The sequence below is a fragment of the Desulfatiferula olefinivorans genome, from assembly GCF_054657895.1.
This window is the reverse complement of the sequence record NZ_BAAHXV010000005.1, coordinates 60,692-77,995: the sequence shown is the minus strand read 5'-3', so window position 1 is coordinate 77,995 and position 17,304 is coordinate 60,692. Positions and strand designations below refer to the sequence as shown.

Genomic DNA, 17,304 nt, shown 5'->3' with positions numbered 1-17,304 from the left:
CTTTCACCCCCTCAAACCCCCACGATGAAACATAAAGAATATCAATTTATTACAATGGGTTGTCATTGTAAAAAAAATGTAACACACAAAGATTTGCCTGTTCTTCCATTGGAATTCCGATTATCGTTTCACCACATGTGATTACCCGCTCACCCAACACGAAGGATCAAACGGTTTGACCCGACGTTTCAACCACGAGGTTTATCGATGAATCAGAAAAAAAAGGTGTCCCCGGTGGCCGTTATCGGCATGAGCTGTCTTTTCCCCAGATCACCGGGAGTCAAGGAATACTGGCGGCTTCTCTATCACGGAGAGAATGCGGTCACCGAGGTCCCCGAAACCCACTGGCGCGCCGCCGATTATTATGACGCTAACCCCAAGACCATGGATCACACCTACTGCACCCGGGGCGGCTACCTGTCCCCCGTTCCGTTCAACCCGGCCGAATTCGGCATTCCTCCCAGCACCCTCGAAGCCACGGACACCTCCCAGCTTCTGGGCCTGGTCGCCGCACGCATGGCGCTGGACGACGCGGGGTACGGCAGGAATCGGGATTTCGACCGGGACCGTGTCAGCGTGTTGCTCGGCGCCACGGTCACCCAGGAACTGGTCATCACCCTGGGCTCCCGTCTGGGCCATCCGCACTGGCGAAGAGCCCTCGAGGATTCGGGCCTGCCCCCTGAAAAAACCCGGGAAGTGATGGAGCGGATATCCGACGCCTATGTGCCCTGGCAGGAAAGTTCCTTCCCCGGCCTTCTGGGCAACGTAATTTCCGGACGGATCGCCAACCGGTTCAACTTCGGCGGGGTCAACACAACCCTGGATTCGGCCTGCGCCAGCTCCCTTTCCGCCCTGAACCTGGCCTTCATGGAACTTCAGAACGACGACAGCGACATGGTGCTGACCGGAGGGGTCGACACCCTCAACGACATCTTCATGCACATGTGCTTCGCCCAGACCGGGGTGTTGTCCCACACCGGATCGGTCAAAGCATTTTCCGACCAGGCCGACGGAACGATTCTGGCGGAGGGTGTCGGTATCCTGATTCTCAAACGCCTCGACCGGGCCGAACAGGACGGCGACAAAATCTACGGCGTGATCCGGTCCGTGGCCGGCTCAAGCGACGGAAAATCTCTGAGTATTTATGCCCCCAGCGCCAAGGGTCAGGCCAAGGCCATCCGACGGGCCTATGCCGACGCCGGATTCAGTCCGGCCACCGTGGAACTGATCGAGGCCCACGGCACCGGCACCCGGGGCGATGTGGTGGAATTCGAAGGGCTGACCCAGGTCTTCGGCGAGGCCCAGGCGAAGAAAAACGCCTGCGCCCTGGGCAGCGTCAAATCCAACATCGGCCACGCCAAAGCGGCGGCCGGGGTGGCCGGGGTGATCAAGGGCCTGCTTGCCCTTTACCACAAGGTGCTGCCCCCGACGGTAAATGTCGGTACCCCCGACCCCAAGCTTTCAATCGCAGACAGCCCCTTTTACCTGTGTACCGAAGCCCGGCCCTGGCCCACGCCCGAAGGCGGCCTTCCCCGGCGCTGCGGGGTGACGGCCTGCGGTTTCGGCGGCAGCAATTTTCATGTGGTGCTTGAGGAATACGGCGGGGAGAAAAACAAGACGGCCTGGGACGGTTCCGTGGACATCCTCGCGTTTTCCGGCCCATCGACCGGAGACATCATCGCCCGCATCCGAGCCTTCACAGCCGAGACAGTCTGTGACCTGCCCCTGTTTCGCTGCGACCAGGCCTTCCGCTTTGCAGCGTCCCAAAGCCGGGCCGCCTTCAATCCGAAGGAGAAGGCCCGCCTGCTCGTCATCATCGGCACCGACGACGTGCCGTCTGAAAAACTGAACCGGGCCGTCGAGGGTCTTGAATCCGACCGCCATGAATCTCTTGCCCGGCAAAACATCTTCATCGGAACCTCGGAAGAGACCCCGGACAAACCGGCGTTTCTCTTTCCGGGCCAGGGCAGCCAGTACATCCATATGGGCAGGGACATCATCAACGTGTTCCCCGAAGCCCGTGAGCTGCTCGAAAAAATCAACGCCCACGGCGAACCGGAGGGCCCCCGGCTCAGCGACATCCTCTATCCCCTGCCCGACCATATCATTGGCCGCAAGGAAGCCGAAGAACGTCTTCGCCAAACCGACAAGGCCCAACCGGCCATCGGCACCGTCAGTCTGGCCATGCACAGGGTCCTTGAACGTTTCCATGTCACCCCCAGGGTCACCTGCGGTCACAGCTACGGCGAACTGTCGGCCCTGTGCGCGGCGGGCTGGATCGACGTCGACACCTTTCTGGACCTGTCCGTGTCACGGGGCCGCTACATGGCAGCCTGCGCCGACGGCGGCGAGGCCGGAACCATGCTGGCGGTCCGGGCCCCCCTGGACCGGCTCGACGAACTGACGGCGTCGAGCGGACTCGATGTGGTGTTGGCCAACCGGAACGCTCCGGAACAGGGTGTTCTGTCCGGATCGGCGGACGCCATCGAAAAAGCCGAGGCCCTGTGCCGGGAAAACGGCTTCCGGACCACCCGGCTGCCCGTGGCCGCGGCGTTCCACAGCCGCCTGGTCGAAGCCGCAGCCAAGCCTTTTGGCGATGCCGTCAAGAAACATTCCATCCGGCCCACGGACATTCCCGTGTATTCCAACACCACCGGCAAGGCCTATCCCGCCTCAACGCCCGACGACATCGCATCGCTTCTCGGCAACCAGCTGATCAATCCGGTCCGGTTTGTCGACACCATCGAGGCCATGTACGCCGAGGGTATCCGAACCTTTGTGGAGGTGGGACCAAAAACCGTTCTTTCGGGCCTGGTCTCATCCATCCTGAAAGACAGAAAGGCCACAATCCTGGCGCTGGACGCCTCGACCGGCGCCAAATTCGGTCTTCTGGATCTGGCCCGTGCTCTCTGCACCCTTTCGGCCGCAGGCCACGGGGTCGATTTGACCCAGTGGGAGGACGCGGTCGACAAACCGGAAAAACCGGCCATGAGCATTCCCATCAGCGGGGCAAATTACAAAACCCCCAGGACGCCCAGACCGAAAACCGCCATGACCCTTGCCCCGGAACCGGAAGCGAAAAAACCGGTTCCTCAGACAGAAAAACCCCAGGCGACCGTACCCCTTACCACCGTGACCCCGGCGCCCCAACCCAGACGATCCGAGCCCGCCATGAATTCAAACGATACGCTTCAACCCCGAATCATCAACGACGCCCTTGCCGTGATCCAGGAAGGGCTGCGCTCCATGCAGGCCATCCAGACCCAAACCGCCGAGGCCCACAACCGGTTTCTCGACGCCCAGGCCGAAGCCGGAAAAACCCTTCAGGCCATCATGGACAAGGCCCAGACCATGATGCGCGGCACGGCCGTCCCGGCGTTCAATGAAACCGCAACGGCACCGGTCGGACCACGGCCCCAACCCCCGGCGGCCCCTGAGGTCTCCGCCCGAACAACGACGACGACCGTGCCGACCGCGGTCCGTCCCGAGCCCGCGCCCGCCGTCCCGGCGAAGGCGCCCCGACCCGCGGTGCCCGTGAAAACCCAGGCCCCGACTCCGTCGCCTTCGGCCCGGACATCCGATTTCCGAAAAACCGTTGAAACCCACATGCTCGCCGTGGTCAGCGAGCTCACCGGCTATCCCGTCGACATGATCGGTCTTGACATGGACATCGAGTCCGATCTGGGCATCGATTCCATCAAACGGGTGGAAATCATGTCCGCCTTCGAAGAACGGGTGCCCGACCTTCCGCCGGTATCGCCGGACGCCATGGCCGCCATGAAAACCCTGGGCCAGATCGTGGACAGCCTGGTTCAGGCGGAACCGTCGACCGCGAAGGTCCCTGGGGCCCCTGCCCCCGTTCCGTCCGTCGACATGGACCGGGTCACTCAAACCATGCTCGCCGTGGTCAGCGACCTGACCGGCTACCCCGTCGAGATGATCGGTCTTGACATGGATATCGAATCCGACCTGGGTATCGATTCCATCAAACGGGTGGAGATCATGTCCACCTTTGAAGAGCGCATGCCCGATCTGCCCCCGGTCTCTCCCGACGCCATGGGGTCCATGAAAACCCTGGCCCAGATCCTCGCCCACGTGGCCGAGCAGACTCCCGCCGCCAGAGTTCATGCCCCTGCACCGTCGGCCCCGGCCGTCGACATGGACCGGATCACCCAAACCATGCTCGCCGTGGTCAGCGATCTGACCGGCTATCCCGTCGAGATGATCGGCCTTGACATGGACATCGAATCCGATCTGGGCATCGACTCCATCAAACGGGTGGAAATCATGTCCGCCTTTGAAGAGCGCATGCCCGATCTGCCCCCGGTCTCTCCCGATGCCATGGGGTCCATGAAAACCCTGGCCCAGATTCTCGCCCACGTGGCCGACCAGACTCCCGCCGCCGCGGCTGATGCCCCTGTTCCGGCCGCCGATGAGGACGTGATCTACATCGACATGGACCAGCTGACCCGCGTCATGCTCCAGGTGGTCAGCGATCTGACCGGCTACCCCGTCGAGATGATCGGCCTTGACATGGACATCGAATCCGATCTGGGCATCGATTCCATCAAACGGGTGGAGATCATGTCCGAATTCGAGGCGCGCATGCCCGAGCTGCCCCCCGCCTCTCCCGACGCCATGGGGTCCATGAAAACCCTGGCCCAGATCCTCGCCCATGTGGTGGACTGCTGTTCGGACACAAACACCCCGGAGGCGCCTCAGGCATCGGCTTCATCCGCTCCCCCGGCCCTCGACACGGACCGGCTGACCCGCATCATGCTCCAGGTGGTCAGCGACCTGACCGGATACCCCGTCGACATGATCGGCCTTGATATGGACATCGAATCCGATCTGGGTATCGACTCCATCAAGCGGGTTGAAATCATGTCCGAATTCGAAGGCCGTGTTCCGGATTTCCCCGGCGTCGACACCGAGGTGATGGGCTCCTTGAAAACCCTGGAACAGATCCTCGCCCATATCGGCGGACGGACCGCCGCCCCTTCTGTCGAACCCTCTGCCGCCGCCCCTGCACCGTCACCGACACCGGTCCCCGACGCCGCCGAACCGGCCGACGTCTCGCGCCGGATCATCATCGCCACGCCGGTGGATTTGAATTCCTCAGAACCCCTGGACCTCCCCCGGGGAAAAACCGTTTACGTCACCGACGACAAAAACGGTCTTTCCAAGGCGCTGGTCGACGAACTGAATCGCCGGAAGATCCCTTCCAGACTTATCGCCCCGAACGGGAAAACCCCCGATGCGGCGGGTCTTGTGATCGTTTCCGAACACAGAAAGAAACGTTCGGGCGCCCTCTCGGCCCTCACGGGATTCAAAAAGAAAGAACAGGGTCTGTGGGATGCGGCCCAGGATCACATGCTCCGGCAGGCCTTCGAACTGGCCCGTCAGACCGGTCCCGTCCTGCTTGAATCCGCGAAACAGGGCGACGCGTTCTTCGTCACCATCACGCGGACCGACGGCCTGTTCGGGTTCTCCGGCAAACCGTTTGACGCACCGGTTCTGGGCGGGTTGTCCGGGCTTTCCAAAACCGCCGCCCATGAATGGCAGGACGTCAGCTGCAAGGCCCTGGACCTGTCTCCCTCGGAAAAACCATCCGAAACGCTGGTGGCGTCCCTGGTCGATGAAATGCTGCACCGGGGACCGGTGGAAGTGGGTTTTTCCGAAGACCGACGGTATGCCTTCAGCCTGACCCCGACACCGGTGTCCCCCGGGTCCGTTGATCTGGAGCCCGGGGACCTGGTCGTTGTCTCCGGCGGCGCCCGGGGCGTCACCGCCGCCACGGCCGTCGCCCTGGCCGAAACGTGCCGACCGGCCATGGTTCTGCTCGGCCGATCCCCCGAACCGGAACCGGAACCCGACTGGCTGACCGGGCTCACCGATGCCCCCGCCATCAAAAAAGCGATCCTGACCCATGAGTTCACCGGCCAAAACGCCACACCGGCCCAGGTGGACAAGGTCTTCCGGCGAATCATGGGCAACCGCGAAGTCGCGGACACCCTCAGCCGCCTCAGGGCCGTCTGCCCGACCGTGCTTTACCGTTCCGTCGATGTCCGTGACGCCTCCGCCGTCTCGGCGGTGATCCAGGCGATCACCGCGGATCACGGACCGGTCCGGGCCCTGATCCACGGCGCGGGAGTCTTAGAGGACCGCTTCATCGTCGACCAGACTCCCGAACAGTTCGACAGGGTATACAGCACCAAGGTCCGGGGGCTTGAAAGCCTGCTTGACGCCTCCGGCATCGAGAACCTGAAATACCTGGTCCTGTTCTCCTCGGTTGCCGCACGGATCGGCAACAGCGGCCAGGTGGCCTATGCCGTGGCCAACGAAGTGCTGAACAAAGTCGGCCGCGCCGCGGCCCAGCAGAATCCCTTATGCCGTGTGGTCTCGATCAACTGGGGTCCCTGGGACGGCGGCATGGTGACCGACAGCCTGAAAAAGGAATTCGCCCGGAAAAACGTCGAGCTGATTCCCCTGGAACGCGGAGCCCGCTGCATGGTCGAGGAAATGGCCGGAGCCGCCAACCGGGACATCGAGGTGGTCATCGGCGGCACCTTCCCCACCCCCCGGCCCGAAAAACCCGTCTCGCCGCCGCCGGATAAAACCAGTGCCCGGCACCTGTCCCTTTCGTTCAAAAAAGAGGTGGATACCCGCTCCTACCCGATTCTCGAAGCCCATGTGATCGATCACAAGCCGGTCGTGCCCTTTGCGCTGATGACCGAATGGTTCGGCCACGGAGCCCTGCACAGCCATCCGGGTTTCGTCCTTCACGGCCTCGATCGGATGCGGGTGCTGTCCGGCATCAAGATCGACCATGAACCCCGAACCATCCGGCTGATGTCCGGCAAGCTCGAAAAGAAAGGACCCTTTTTTGAGGTGGAACTCGAAATCCGCAACGGGCACAAGGATAAAGAGCATGTGCATTCCAGAGCCCGGGCCCTGTTGACCGAACGGATGCCCCAGGCTCCGACCTACACCGTTCCCAGGGAAATCCTGGCCCAGCCTTACGCCAACGATCTTCGTGAGGCCTATGAGCGCGTTCTCTTTCACGGACCCCAGCTCCAGGGCATCACCGAGGTGCTGGGATGTTCATCCCGGGGCATGGCGGCCACCGTCTCCTCGGCCCCCGCGCCGTCGGCCTGGATCGCCGAACCCTTGCGAACCAACTGGGTCACCGATCCCCTGGTCCTGGATTCAGCCTATCAGATGGCCATTCTCTGGTGCCACGACCAGAAGGGTATGGCCTCCCTGCCCAGTTACAGCGAGTCCTACCGCCAGTATTGCCGGACCTTCCCACAGGACGGCATGACCGTGGTCATGGAAGTCCGGAGCGTCACCGACCACAAAATGACCTCGGATTTCACTTTCCTTAGCCGCGACAACACGGTGGTGGCCACCATCAGCGGCTATGAAGCCGTCATGGACGCCTCCCTGACCGAGGCCTTCGGGAAAAAAGATTCCCGAAACCAGGAAGCAGGCCCCCTGTTCGACCGTGAAAAACTTCTGGCCTACGCCATCGGAAAACCTTCCGAAGCCTTTGGCAAGCCTTACGAGGTGTTTGACCGCGATCGGATCATCGCACGGCTTCCCGGGCCGCCCTATTTTTTCATGGACCGTGTCACCGCCATCGACCACCCGGCCTGGGAACTGAAATCCGGAGGCTGGATCGAAGCAGCCTACACCGTTCCTGAAAATGAGTGGTATTTCAGGGCCAACCGGTCTGACGCCATGCCCTTTTGCGTGCTTCTGGAAATCGCGCTCCAGCCCTGCGGCTTTCTGGCGGCCTATGCCGGTTCGGCCCTGCACAGCGACAAACAGCTGAAATTCCGCAACCTGGGCGGCAAGGCCGTCTTGTTCCGTGAAGTGACCCGTAAAACCGGCACCCTGACCATGCGGACCCGCCTGACCAAGGTATCCGAAGCTGCGGGTATGATCATCGAGGACTTTGACATAAAGATTCTCAACAACGGAGAACTGATCTACGACGGGACCACCAACTTCGGTTTCTTCACCAATGAAACCATGGAGCAACAGGTAGGCATCCGGAACCCTGAGAAGATCATGTTCACCCCCGACGCCGAGGCAATGAAAAACGCCCGTTCGATTACCTTTCCCGCCGAAGCGCCCCTCACACCCGACGACACCGGCGAGACACCCTGCGCCGCGGCGGCCATGCCCTCCAAAGCCCTTTTGATGATCGACGGAATCGACTGCTACATCGAAGACGGCGGCCCCTTCGGCCTGGGTTATGTGCGCGGATACAAAAACGTCGATCCCGACGAATGGTTTTTCAAGGCCCATTTTTATCAGGACCCGGTCTGCCCCGGCTCGCTGGGCATCGAATCCTTCATCCAGTTGATCAAATTCGCGGCCCTCGAGAAATTCGGCGATCTTGCGGAGACCCACCGGTTCGAATTCATCACCGGTTCCGACAACGAGTGGCTGTACCGGGGCCAGGTCATCCCCCGCAACAAAAAGGTGGAGGTGACGGCCCTGATCACCTCGGTGACCGACGGCGAGGCACCGGAAATCATCGCCGACGGCTACCTGTGCGTGGACGGCCTTCTCATTTATCAGATGAAACAATTCGGCATCCGCCTGACCCCTCTTCCCTGACGCGTTTTGCCCCTGCCTGTCCATGCCCGCCGGGGCATGGACAGGCACCGTTTTCACGTCCCTTTCCCACCTGCGTCTCAATGACGAGAAACAACACCTAAATTTGATGATCGGACGTTTTCCCAGGGCGTGGCATTTGAAATTCCGCGTTTGCATGCCTATGTTTTTGTTAAAAGAGATTCTTTCCCCCTCACGGAGGTATGACGATGAACCAAACCCGGTTAACCCAATCACGACTCGCCCACGAACTGAAGACCGTGCTTATGATCGCTCTGATGGCCGTACTTCTCGGGTTATTGGCCTATATTGTGGCCGGCGCCGTAATCGCCGTCCTGGTCCTTGCACTGATCGCCGGTGCCTATGCCGTGGGGCCGTCCATGGCTCCCCGTCTGGCCATGCGTTTTTTCAAGGCCCGGTCCCTGTCCTACCTGGACGCCCCGGGCCTGCATCAGATGCTTCGATCCCTGAGCAGCCGGGCCGGCCTTGAAAACCTGCCGGAATTGTACCTGATCCCCAGCCCCACCCCGGCGGCCTTTGCCGTAGGGGACAGCGACAAATCGGCCGTCGCCCTGTCCGCAGGTCTTTTGAACCGGCTGGAACCCGTCGAAATCGCAGGGGTCACAGCCCACGAAATAAGCCATATCCGCAACAACGACATGAGGGCCATGTGGTTCGCCATGCTGATCAGCCGCGTGACCGATCTGCTTTCCATGGCCGGCCAGGTCCTTTTAATAATTACCCTGCCGATGGTTCTGATCAGCCAGGTAACCGTCAGCTGGCTGCCCATCGCGTTACTTATCATGGCGCCCAGCCTGTCCTACCTGGTCCAGCTCGGTCTGTCCCGGGTCCATGAATTCAAGGCCGACTTAGGTTCCGCAGAAATCATGGGTTCCCCCGAACCGCTGATTTCTGCCCTGGCCAAAATCGAATACGGACGACCCGGATTTCTGGGTTACTGGTTTCCCATGAAACGGCCTGAGACCGAATCGGTGCTGTTCAGGACCCATCCGCCCACCGCCGAACGCATACGTCGTCTCAAGGAAATCCGGCCCCATTATCCCATGTTGGCCCGGGACAGCCGACGGACCATGCACCGGCGCGTTCCCGTCATCGGAAACAGCCGCCGCCCGATGGGTTTGACCTGAGAATCGGGACATGCCGGAATACACGGATAACATTTGAATTTTCCCGTGGTGAATGCTATTATCATGAACATATTTTTTGACTTCCCGTGCATGTCCCGAATGCCAAACCCGAAAACCGACGCATCTCAAGGCCCGAGAGCTGAACATTCATGACCGAAAAAGAACCCTGTCATATTCTCCTGATCGGAGAACCCTCGACGCCGGATGAACGGATCACGGACATACTGGCCGATGAGGGCCGTACGGTGATCCATGCGCAATCCGGCCTTGAAGCCATTGAGATCCTGCTTGAGTACGACATCAGCATCATTGTGATCAACATCACCGGTCGCTCGTCCCAGGGAATCTTGCAGGCCCGAACCATCCGAAGCAGCGAACGGTTCAAACCCATCCCCATCGTTTTCCTGCTGGATCGCAACCCCGCCCCCCAATGGAGCTGGCCCGACCCGCCGACCGGCCCCATCGACATCATGATCAAACCGCTCAACCGCTTCATTGTGAATCATAAGCTTTCACTCTTACAAGCCATCGTCGGGAAATCCCGATCCGAGCGGGAACTGATCGAGGCGAAAAAACAACTGGAACACGCCAATGCCGAACTCCAGCGGCTTACGGAAGACCTTGAAACCGCCATATCCAAGGCCAACAAAATGGCCGTCGACGCTGAAATCGCCACCATCAGCAAGAGCAGCTTCCTGGCCAGCATGAGCCACGAGATTCGAACCCCGTTGAACGCCGTGGTGGGGTTCAGCGACCTGATGGCCGAAACGGATCTCAACCCCGAACAAAAAGAATACATGGACGCCATACGGTCTGCGTCGAAAATATTCCTTGAACTGCTCAACGACATTCTGGATTTTTCCAAAATCGAAGCGGACATGATCCAGCTTGAAAGCATTCCTTTCAGTCCGGAAGCCGTGGTGGACGACGTTCTGGGGACCCTGGCAATCAAAGCCTTTGCAAAGAACATCGAACTGGCGGCCCTGATCGACGACGATGTCCCGAAAACGGTCCTGGGCGATCCGGTCAGGCTCAAACAGGTCATCATGAATCTGGTGGGCAACGCCATCAAGTTCACCCCCGAGGGAGAGATCGTTGTGCGGGTCGAATTTGCCTCGGAACCGACCGATGAATCGGTCTTCGGACTCCATCTTTCCGTCGCCGATTCCGGTATCGGCATTCCCGAGGCCCAGCAGGGTAAACTGTTTCAACCCTTTTCCCAGGCCGCCCATTCCACGACCCGTGAATTCGGCGGTACGGGACTGGGACTGGCCATTTCCAAACGGCTGGTCGAACTGATGCAGGGCAGCATCTGGATCCAGAGCCCCAACCCCGAATCGCACCGTCTGCCCGGAACGGTTTTTCATGTCCGGGCCCTGTTCAAGCCCGCACCGGCAGACAAGAAAAAACAGGCGGCAAGGTCAGCTCCCTCCCCCGACGGCCGTGTCCTTGTCTTTCACCGCAGCAGGGCGATCCTGTCGGTTCTCAGCCGCATGCTCGACAGCGCCTCCCTTTCCGTTCTCACCGTGGACACACCCGAGGCGATTGCCGACACCCTGGTCCGCGAACGCGAATCCGGTCGTGACGTCACCCATGTTTTTATCGATGATTCCGACGGTGTCTCCGCGGCATTGAACCTCAGGGATATCCTGCGTGAAAAGGCGGCCTATGAGGGCCGGATCATCATTATGACCCGGCCCGTCAGAAATCATAGCATCGACGGGCTGATCGACGAATCGCTCATGGACATTCGGGTCCGTAAACCGATCAGGCCGTCCGTGATCTTCCCGGTGTTTTCGACGGATAAGGGCAACGATAATCCGGAACCGGACAGAACGCACCGGAACCCGGATCCGGAGGCGATTTGCGAGCCGCTTAACATTCTTCTGGTTGAAGACAACATCATCAATCAAAAGGTGACCGAAAAAATGCTCGGACGCCTGGGCCATCAGGTGACTATCGCCGATAACGGGAAAAAAGCCGTCGATCTTATCGACCAGGGCCAACGTTTCGATCTGGTTTTGATGGACGGTCAGATGCCGGTGATGGACGGCGTCCATGCCACGGAAGTGATCCGCAGGCGGGAAGCGGACCGCGGCGGAGACCGGATCCCCATCATCGCGTTGACGGCCAACGCCATGAAAGGAGACCGGGATCGTTATATCCATGCGGGCATGGATGACTACATCGCCAAACCCGTCAAGATCACCAGCCTGTCGAAGGTCATCGGTCGGGTGATCCAACGAAAAAAAGAAGGTTCACTTAACGTTCAACCCCGTCGTTCCAAGGGTGACGTCCCGGTGTTCTGAATGAGAAACACGGCCATATTCCAATCAGGAGGTATTATGAAACACGCATTGCTTGCACTTTTTTTTCTGCTTGCCGCAACCCTTGCCCATGCCGATGTTCTGGTCATCGCCAATCCATCCGTTCCGGACAAGGCCCTCTCCTCCAAAGACATCAAGGATATCTTTCTTGGAAAAAAACTCCACTGGAGCGACGGAACCAAAATCGTTTTCGCCACCTTGACCGAAGGCGACGCCCACAGGGATTTTCTTAGCGCCTATCTCAACAAAAGCCCCAAACAGTATGCGGGAACCCTTGAAGCAAAAGTGTTCACCACCGCCGGCCAGTCACCCAAACGGTTTGCCGCATCCAAAAAACTGGTGGAATACGTATCCGCCACCAAAGGCGCCATCGGGTACATCGATGCCGCGACCAATGTCAAAGACACCGTTCCCGTCACGATCGACTGATCATAAGGACCGTTTATTTGGACGTGCGGAACGCGCGGTAGTAGTTGGCGATAAACTCCAGGCCGATGGGTTTTTCCTTTGCCGTGCGAAGAAGCATGTAAAGGCCGAAACCTCCCATGATGATGTTGGGCATCCACATGCCGAATACCGGAGGGAAAAGGCCGCTCTTGCCGCCGGACCAGCCGAAGCCCATCAGGGCGTAATACCCAAGAAAGCAGACCAGGCCCAGACCGAGACCCGACGATTTCCGTGAAAAAGCCGATTTCAGTCCCATGGGCATGGCCAGAAGCCCCAGGGTAAAGCAGGCAAAAGGAATGGAAAATTTTTCATGCAGTTCCATCACGGCGGCGTTGCGTTTTTCTTCGGTAAGGTCGTCTGCGCGGATATAGGCCTTAAGCTCGGCCACCGTCATTTCATCCTGGGCCTTTTTGTCGCCCGGGGCGGGAGACGCGGTTTTTTCAATGGGGATGGTGACATCATAGGTATCGAAACGGATGGTGTTCACCGACAACTCATCGGGATCGACCTTCACAATCATGCCGTCATACAGTCGCAGGGTGAAGGAGTCCGGATTGTCCGGGTTGGTGTAACGCCTGGCCCGGGGAGCGACCACGGTGCTTTTGTTTTTCTCGTTGCGTGAGTCTTCGATAAACACCTCGTTCATCTGCTTGTTTTTCACGTCCACCTGATTCACATAAAAGACAACCCCGGGGACGGTGTCATTGAATACCCGTTCCTTGATAGCGGCGTCCGCCCCCTTGGCCATCACGGCGTGCACCAGCCGGTTGTACTCAAACTTGCCCCAGGCAAACCCGTAGACACTCATGAAGAAGGCCATGGAAAACCCCAGGAAACAAAACAGAATGACCGGTGCCGTCAGATGGTAAATGCTGCATCCACCGGCTTTAACGGCAATAATCTCTTTGTCGCTGGCCATTTTGAGAAAAGTCAGAAGCACGCCCATCATCACCGACATGGGAATGGTGAATTTGAGAAACTCCGGCATGGAATAGACGACCAGGAGAAAAAGCGAGGTCAGACTGACGTTGTAATTCACGACCAGATTGGTGATTTCGAGGATCTGGGCCAGAAGAAAAATAAAGGAGAGAAACCCCAGGTTGATCAGAAACGGCGGGATCATGGACCTGAAGATGTACCGATTGATGATGGAATCGAGTTTCATGCCGAAAGAAAAGTCCTTCACGACCCGTCAGATACCGATATTCGCCAGAAGAGAGCAGAACGAGTTGACGACGGACACCAGTTTCGGGTTTGACGCTTCAAAACCGTCCACGGATCGTTTCAGGCCTTCGATGGACAGATCCAGAAGGTCCCGGTTGGTTTCCCGGCGCGTGGCCTCGTGGGCCGACATCCGGGCGAACCCGCTGATGGTTTCAGCCTGATCCAGCTCGGTCGACGACAGGGTTTCCACCTCCCGTCGCAATTCACCGAGCATGGCAAGGTATTCCTGCTTATTGGCGTCGGTGATATGAACGGACGCTCTGATTTTCGTTTCGATCTTGTCCATGGTTTCGTTGATCATAAGTCACCTCCGGAAGCATAAGCGTTAAAACAAGGGGAGCCGCACGAGAGTCGATTGTCAATTATAATAAGGTGTATAATCTTCGACATAACCGGTCAGGACCTTGATGCCGGCCCGGCCCAGGCTCTCCACCGCCTTGTCGCCGTCATCGGCCCTGACCCGCAGCACCAGCTGGATCATGTGATCCCCTTCCTTTTCAGGCCAGGTGACCAGACTCTGAATGTTGACGGCATTGTCCCTGAGAACCGACGTAACCTCGGCGATGGTGCCGATGCGGTCTTTGACCAGAACGATCAGTCGCTGGGTATCCTCGCTCATGCCGAGGGCATCGAGCAGTACACCCATCACGTCCGTCGTGGTCACGATCCCCACAAGCCGATCGTCCTTCATCACGGGAAGTGCCCTGATCTTGTTGGTTTGCATGATGTAGGCCGCCCGCTCCACCGTCGTGTCCGGGGGAACGGTGAGCACCTTCCGGGTCATGAACGACCCCACGGTCACCTTGTCCAGGAGATAATTAAGCTCATGGGTGCTGAGGGTGGTCGCCGGAGAAGCCAGGGTTCGCTTGATGTCATGGCTGGAGACGATGCCCGCCAGTTTGCCGGCGGCATCCAGAACGATCAGGTGCTGGATGTTGTGCGTCTGCGTGATGTCGATGGCGTCGTTCAGCGACGCGTCAGGGGTGATGGTAATCAGATTCCGATGCATGATCCTGCCCACGTACATGGTAGCCTCCTTTTCAGGTCCGAATGGTTGACTTCACATTACCATGTTTCATTTAAAAATGAAATGGACTTTTCCCCGTATAAACAACAAAATAAATACTTTTATAACAACATGTTATCCAAAATCCATCCGGGGTTTCAACCTTAAAATTCGTTTGACTTTGGCCCGGGTTTTTATTATGTGATTGATGTTTACCCAGAAAGGGCCGTCAACGCCTGTCCATCATCTTCACACCCACGATCCGGCAACGAAAGGAACGGTATGAAACCATATTGCAAGCCCCTTATTTTCTTATGTGCCATGTCTTTTATCTGTCTTGGCCTCGTTGCATGCACCCCGAACGATCAGAAAGAACCCGAAACCGTTTTTGAATCCACCGAAGGGGTCACACCCGATACAGCCGCCCCAGCTGCTCCTGCCGACGGCGCCGACGTAACGCCGACCGCGCCTCCGAAAACTCCGGGCGAATCGCCGACCGACGCTCCGGCCGTTCCGTCAGCTGAAAAACCGTCCGGAGAACCGATCCGCATTGGTGTGGCGGGTGCACACAGCGGCGAGCTGGCCAGCTACGGCCTGCCCACGGTCAACGCGGTGACCCTGGTCACCGATGCCGTCAACGCACGGGGAGGTCTTCTCGGAAGACCCGTCGAACTGGTGGTTGAAGACGATGTGTGCAAACCCGAGGTGGCCACCAACAGCGCCACCAAACTGGTCACCAACCACGTGGCGGCCGTCATCGGCCATATCTGCAGCGGGGCCACCAAAGCCGCCCTCAACATTTACAGAGACGCCGACCTGGTCTGCGTGTCTCCGTCGGCCACCAACACGGACCTGACCCTCTCCAGTGAATATCCCAATTTTTTCAGAACCATTTCCCATGACGCCGCCCAGGCCAAACTTCAGGTGGACTTCGCCCTGACCCGGCTCAAGGTCAAGAAAGTAGCCATTCTTCACGACAAAGGCGACTACGGCAAGGGGTCGGCCACACTGGCCAAACAGTTCTTCGAAGCAAGCGGGCTGGTCGAGATCGTTCTTTTTGAAGGCGTCACCCCGGGTGCGGTGGACTATTCCGCCATTGTCCAGAAGGTGAAATACGCCGGAGCCGACCTGGTGGTCTGGGGAGGTTATCACCCCGAAGCCTCACGGATCGTCAAACAGATGCGCGTTAAAAAAATGGATACGCTGATGATCGGCTCCGACGGTTTGAAGGACGACAGTTTCATCAACACGGCAGGTGAATACGCCGAAGGCGTCTATGTGAGCGGACCGCTGGATACCTCACAAAACCCCCTTTACATCAAAGCCGTTGACGAACACAAGGCCCGGTTCGGTGAAGAACCCGGCGCCTTTTATTTCAACGCCTATGCCGCCGCCCTGGCACTCACCAACGCCATCGAAAAAGCGGGCAGCACCGATTTCGCCGCCGTGACCAAAGCCCTGACCACGGAATTTGTGGACACCCCCATCGGAAGAATCAGTTTCGATCAGTACGGTGACGCCATCGGAGCCGGTTTCACCATGTTTCAGGTGAAAAACGGCGTTTTCACCCAGCTCCAATAGACGGGCCGGCCGACGATGGATCAGTTCAGAATCGAGCTTCAATACTTTCTGGAGCTGTTCCTCGGGGGATTGACCAAGGGCAGCATTTACGCCCTGATCGCCCTGGGATACACCATGGTTTACGGCATCATTGAACTGATCAATTTCGCCCATGGTGAAATCTATATGATCGGGGCCTTTACGGCCCTGATCATCGCCACGGTGCTGAACATCATGGGGGTGGAACAGGGGGCCGTGATTCTTCTCCTGGCGGCGGGCGGTGCGGTGATCTATGCGGCGGCCTACGGATACACGATCGAAAAAATCGCCTACAAACCCCTTCGAAACGCCCCCCGACTGTCTCCCCTGATCAGCGCCATCGGCATGTCCATCTTTCTCCAGAATTACGTGCTGCTGGCCCAGACCTCGAATTTTGTGCCCTTTCCGAAACTGATCCCCGAATTCGCCTTCCTCGAACCCGTATCCCATATCCTGGGTTCATCGGAGTTCACCATCATCGTCACCACCGCCGTGATCATGATACTCCTGACCCTTGTGATCAAATTCACGAAGATGGGCAAAGCCATGCGGGCCACCGCCCAGGATAAAAGCATGGCCCTGCTTCTTGGCATTAACGTCAATCAGGTGATCTCTCTGACCTTCATCATCGGATCGGCCCTGGCCGCCGTGGGCGGAGTCCTGATCGGCTCCCAGATGGGTCAGATCAATTTTTACATCGGTTTCATCGCCGGCATCAAAGCGTTTACCGCCGCGGTGCTCGGCGGCATCGGAAGTATCCCGGGCGCGGTCCTGGGCGGGCTGGTTCTCGGATGGACGGAAAGCTTCGGAACCGGCTACATTTCCAGTGATTACGAAGACGTGTTCGCCTTCACCCTTCTGGTTCTGATCCTGATCTTCAAACCATCGGGAATCCTCGGGCGCAACACCACACAGAAAGTCTAAC

Annotated in this window: 9 protein-coding genes; 6 read left to right on the top strand and 3 right to left on the bottom strand. The window is 58.7% G+C overall.

Features of this window, described 5'->3' with window-relative positions; translation table 11 throughout:
- The first annotated feature begins 207 nt into the window (after window positions 1–207).
- The 4 genes from ACYQ11_RS05745 to ACYQ11_RS05730 all read left to right on the top strand — a co-directional run bounded on the left by ACYQ11_RS05745 (window position 208) and on the right by ACYQ11_RS05730 (window position 12,532).
- Window positions 208–8,631: an SDR family oxidoreductase gene (locus ACYQ11_RS05745; protein ID WP_459922802.1), complete on the top strand. Its 8,424-nt coding sequence runs from the start codon at window positions 208–210 to the stop codon at window positions 8,629–8,631.
- A gap of 206 nt (window positions 8,632–8,837) precedes the next feature.
- Window positions 8,838–9,776 carry a zinc metalloprotease HtpX gene (locus ACYQ11_RS05740; protein WP_459922801.1) on the top strand — a complete coding sequence of 313 codons (939 nt, stop codon included), beginning with the start codon at window positions 8,838–8,840 and terminating at the stop codon, window positions 9,774–9,776.
- 149 nt (window positions 9,777–9,925) lie between these two features.
- Entirely contained in the window at window positions 9,926–12,085 is a 2,160-nt protein-coding gene (locus tag ACYQ11_RS05735; RefSeq protein WP_459922800.1) for a response regulator, read from the top strand.
- Window positions 12,086–12,121: 36 nt separating this feature from the next.
- Entirely contained in the window at window positions 12,122–12,532 is a 411-nt protein-coding gene (locus ACYQ11_RS05730) for a substrate-binding domain-containing protein (RefSeq protein ID WP_459922799.1), read from the top strand.
- Window positions 12,533–12,545: 13 nt separating this feature from the next.
- On the opposite strand, the gene lptF is transcribed toward ACYQ11_RS05730, so the two are convergent.
- Genes lptF through ACYQ11_RS05715 form a run of 3 tightly spaced genes read right to left on the bottom strand, consistent with a single transcriptional unit; the run spans window position 12,546 to window position 14,801 of the window.
- Entirely contained in the window at window positions 12,546–13,715 is a 1,170-nt protein-coding gene (gene lptF, locus ACYQ11_RS05725) for an LPS export ABC transporter permease LptF (RefSeq protein WP_459922798.1), read from the bottom strand.
- 27 nt (window positions 13,716–13,742) lie between these two features.
- Window positions 13,743–14,075, bottom strand: a complete 333-nt coding sequence (locus tag ACYQ11_RS05720; protein ID WP_459922797.1) for a hypothetical protein — start codon at window positions 14,073–14,075, stop codon at window positions 13,743–13,745.
- A gap of 57 nt (window positions 14,076–14,132) precedes the next feature.
- A complete protein-coding gene (locus tag ACYQ11_RS05715) occupies window positions 14,133–14,801 on the bottom strand; it encodes a CBS and ACT domain-containing protein (protein WP_459922796.1) in 669 nt (222 codons plus the stop codon).
- 261 nt (window positions 14,802–15,062) lie between these two features.
- On the opposite strand from ACYQ11_RS05715, the gene ACYQ11_RS05710 reads away from it, so the two are divergent.
- A complete protein-coding gene (locus ACYQ11_RS05710) occupies window positions 15,063–16,361 on the top strand; it encodes a branched-chain amino acid ABC transporter substrate-binding protein (protein ID WP_459922795.1) in 1,299 nt (432 codons plus the stop codon).
- Window positions 16,362–16,376: 15 nt separating this feature from the next.
- Window positions 16,377–17,303 (top strand): ABC transporter permease subunit, encoded by a 927-nt coding sequence (locus ACYQ11_RS05705; protein WP_459922794.1) that lies wholly within the window; start codon window positions 16,377–16,379, stop codon window positions 17,301–17,303.
- Window position 17,304: the final 1 nt, after the last annotated feature.